Origin of the sequence: Promicromonospora sp. NPDC057488 (genome assembly GCF_042802395.1) — a bacterium.
In the GTDB taxonomy this organism is placed as follows: domain Bacteria; phylum Actinomycetota; class Actinomycetes; order Actinomycetales; family Cellulomonadaceae; genus Promicromonospora.
Window position 1 is genome coordinate 1 of record NZ_JBHVEG010000316.1, and the last position, 3,381, is coordinate 3,381.

Annotated in this window: 4 protein-coding genes; 3 read left to right on the plus strand and 1 reads right to left on the minus strand. The window is 73.5% G+C overall.

Going from position 1 to position 3,381, the window contains the following annotated elements; all coding sequences use genetic code 11:
• Positions 1-35: 35 nt before the first annotated feature.
• Positions 36-941, minus strand: a complete 906-nt coding sequence (locus ACFU5G_RS29605; protein WP_377252674.1) for a spermidine synthase — start codon at positions 939-941, stop codon at positions 36-38.
• A 100-nt stretch (positions 942-1,041) separates the two neighbouring features.
• On the opposite strand from ACFU5G_RS29605, the gene ACFU5G_RS29610 reads away from it, so the two are divergent.
• The 3 genes from ACFU5G_RS29610 (at position 1,042) to ACFU5G_RS29620 (ending at position 3,313) form a co-directional block, all read left to right on the plus strand.
• Entirely contained in the window at positions 1,042-1,509 is a 468-nt protein-coding gene (locus ACFU5G_RS29610) for an SAV_6107 family HEPN domain-containing protein (RefSeq protein WP_377252676.1), read from the plus strand.
• 30 nt (positions 1,510-1,539) lie between these two features.
• Positions 1,540-2,781: a DNA polymerase IV gene (locus tag ACFU5G_RS29615; protein ID WP_377252678.1), complete on the plus strand. Its 1,242-nt coding sequence runs from the start codon at positions 1,540-1,542 to the stop codon at positions 2,779-2,781.
• 106 nt (positions 2,782-2,887) lie between these two features.
• Positions 2,888-3,313, plus strand: a complete 426-nt coding sequence (locus ACFU5G_RS29620) for a DUF3040 domain-containing protein (RefSeq protein ID WP_377252681.1) — start codon at positions 2,888-2,890, stop codon at positions 3,311-3,313.
• Positions 3,314-3,381 lie beyond the last annotated feature (68 nt).

Below are 3,381 nucleotides of genomic sequence, written 5' to 3' on the forward strand. Positions count from 1 at the left end.
CCCTCCGGGGAGCGCGGCCCTTCTTGTGTGCCCGCTCAGGCCGTGGGGGTCGCCAGCGGCGCCGCCGTGCCGGCGAAGGCCGTGGCGTCCTCGCCCGCCAGCAGCGTGGCGGGTACCGCCAGGGTCCGCAGGGCGCGCCCCAGGCGCGGGTCGCGCAGGTCCGGCCGCTCGGGGCCGTCGGCGTCCTCGGGCAGCGCGCGGACGGCGGCGAGCACCAGGTTGCCGTACCGGCGGCCCTTGAGGATCGCGGGCTCGGCGACGGCGGCCAGCCGGCCCTGCGCGGCGGCGTCGGGCCCGAACGCGACGGCGAGGCTCGCGACCTCGCGCCGCGCGGTGGTCAGCGGCGGCCGGTCGGCGCAGTTCACCAGCAGCACGCCGCCGGGCCGCAGCACGCGGTGGGCCTCGGCCGCGAACCCCGTGCCCACCAGGTGCTCCGGGGTGCGGTCGCCCGCGAACACGTCGCGCACCACGACGTCGTAGGAGGCGTCGTGCGCGGAGGCCAGGGCGCGGCCGGCGTCGTCGGCCCGCAGGCGCAGCAGGGGCGAGCGCGGCAGGGCGAACCACTCGCGCACGAGCTCCAGCAGCCGCGGGTCCAGGTCGACGCCGAGCTGGCGGGAGCCGGGCCGCTCGTGCTCCACGTGCCGGGCGAACGCGCTGCCGGCCGCGCCGAGGTGCAGCACGCGCAGCGGCCCGGGCGGCAGGAGCGCCACGAACGCGGCCATCTGCTGCATGTACTCGAAGTCGAGAAAGCCGGGGTCGGCGAGGTCCAGGCTGGAGCTCGGCACGCCGTTGACGTGCAGCGTCACCCGCTGCGGGAAGTCGGGGTCGCGAACCACCTCGGCGGTGCCGGTGCTGATCGGCACGGGGCCGACGGGCAGCTCGGCGGGGAGTGTCAGTGGTGCGGAGGAGGATGGGCGGCGTCGGGCGGAGCGGCGGGCCATGAGGACAGTCTCTCCCGGACCAGCGGTCCGCTTGACAGGATAGAACGTATGTTCGATAGTGTCGCACAAGGGGTTCGATCGGAGGTTCGAGATGGGCACCATGCAGTCTCAGAGCGGTCGGGACGTGGTCTCGGCACGCATGCTCGTGCCGCGCGCCGTCCCGCCGGGGGTCAGTGCGCTCCTGCGCAAGGCGGACGCGGAGCTCGCCGAGGCGGCGCGCTCCGCCGACCCGGGGGACCGGTTCGTGCACGCGCACCTCGCGGCGATCCGCGCGGCCGCGGCCGTCGTGGCCCTGCGTGGCCGCCCGTCGGCGCGCTCCGGGGCGCGTACGGTGTGGGACATGCTCGCGCACGCCGAGCCGGACCTCGCGGCCTGGTCGGGCTACTTCGCCTCCGGCGCGCCCCTGCGGGCGGCCGTGGACGCCGGCCGCCCGGAGCAGGTCGAGCCCGCACGGGCGGACGAGCTGCTCGCGTGCGCCGAGGACTTCCGGGACGAGGTCGCGATGCTCGTGGACCCGCAGGCCGGGTTCGCGACCCAGCGGCTGTCCCTGGTACCCGAGGCCTCCTGACAGGCGCTACAGCAAGAACGGAGCAGGTTCGTGAGCAAGGGGCCGCGGTCAGCGGCAGCGAGGCGGGACTGGGGGTCGGACGAGTCCGGCTGTTCGGTGCTGCACCTGGACATGGATGCGTTCTTCGCGTCCTGCGAGCTGGCCCGGCGGCCCGAGCTGAAGGGCCTGCCGGTCATCGTCGGCGGGCAGGAGCGCGGGGTGGTCCTGGCGGCCACCTACGAGGCGCGCGCGTTCGGCGTCCGGTCCGCCATGCCGATGACGCGGGCGCGTCTGCTGTGCCCGCAGGCCGTCGTGGTCCGGCCCGACCACAACCTGTATCGCGACGTGTCCCGGTCGGTGATGGGCCTGCTGCACGAGGTCACGCCGCTCGTGGAGCAGATCAGCGTGGACGAGGCCTTCCTGGACGTCAGCGGCGCCCGCCGCCGGCTGGGGCCGCCCACGCTGATCGGCGCCGAGCTGCGCCGCCGCATCGAGGCCGAGCACGGCGTCACCGCCTCGGTGGGCATCGCCCGGAACAAGTTCGTGGCCAAGCTGGCGTCCACGCACGCCAAGCCGGACGGCCTGATGCTCGTGCCGGTGGACGCCACCGTCGACTTCCTGCACACGCTGCCCGTCGGCGCCCTGTGGGGCGTGGGGGACAAGACCGAGAAGTCGCTCGCCGCCTGGGGCATCACCACGGTGGCCGAGCTGGCCCACACCGACCTGCCGAGCCTGCAGGCCGCCGTCGGCCGGGTCAGCGGCGCGCACCTGCACGACCTCGCCTGGGGGCGCGACCCGCGCCCCGTGGTGCCCGAGCACCGCGAGCACAGCATCGGCGCGGAGACCACGTTCGGCACGGACCAGGACGACACCGAGGCGGTCAACCGGCGGGTGCTGGAGCTGTCCGACCGGGTCGCGGCGCGGCTGCGGCACCAGGGTGTGCTGGCGCGCACGGTGTCGGTGAAGGTGCGCTCGAGCGACTTCGCGACGTTCACCCGGTCGCGAACACTGGACGGGCCCACGGACGTCGCCCGGGAGATCTATCTGGTGGCCCGCGAGCTCGTCGCGGCGGTCGACCTGGGTGGTCTTCCGGTGCGCCTGGTGGGCGTCCGGGGTGAAAACCTCTTGCAACGCGGCGGTTCCGCCCAGCAGCCCACGCTGGAGGAAGCGGTCGATCCGCGCTCCGGGGCGCAGCGCGAGGCCGAGCTGGCGCTCGACGCGGTGCGTGAGAAGTTTGGGAAAACGGCGATCGACCTGGGTGTACATCGCAAGAACGGCACGCATCTTTACTGATCTGCCCCTATAGTCATGGGTATGCCCGGGATGTCGACTACCAACGACGGCCGGGTCGTCCTATCCTGGAAGGGACACTGTTCCTTTGCGAGATCCGGGGGTCTCGATGCCTCTGTCCGAGTACGAGCAGCGGGTGCTGGAGCAGATGGAGCGCGCTCTGACGTCAGACGACCCGCGGCTGGCGAACACGCTCCAGTCCACAGGCCGTGGTAATGCGCTCCGTTATGTGCTGTCCGGGGCCGGCGTCGTCGTCGGCCTGCTTCTTCTTGTCGTCGGTGCGGCGACGTCGAAAACATGGCTCGGGGCCATCGGCTTCGTGCTGATGTTCGCGGGTGTGGTCTTCGCGTTCCTCGGACCGCGCAAGAAGCAGCAGGAAGGTCCGGTCGGCGTCGTCGGCGAAGACGGCACCGTCCAGCCCCCTACCGGGGCAGCACGCAAGGCCCGCAAGCGGCAGGGTGGAGGTCGTTCCGGCGGCTTCCTCGCCCGCCTCGAAGAGCGCTGGGAGAACCGGCGCAACCAGGGCGGCCGCTAGCCGGCCAACCGTTTCCGGTAGTCCGCGTCAGCGGACTGCCGGCCCGACAGGAGCCGGGCCCCTCGGGG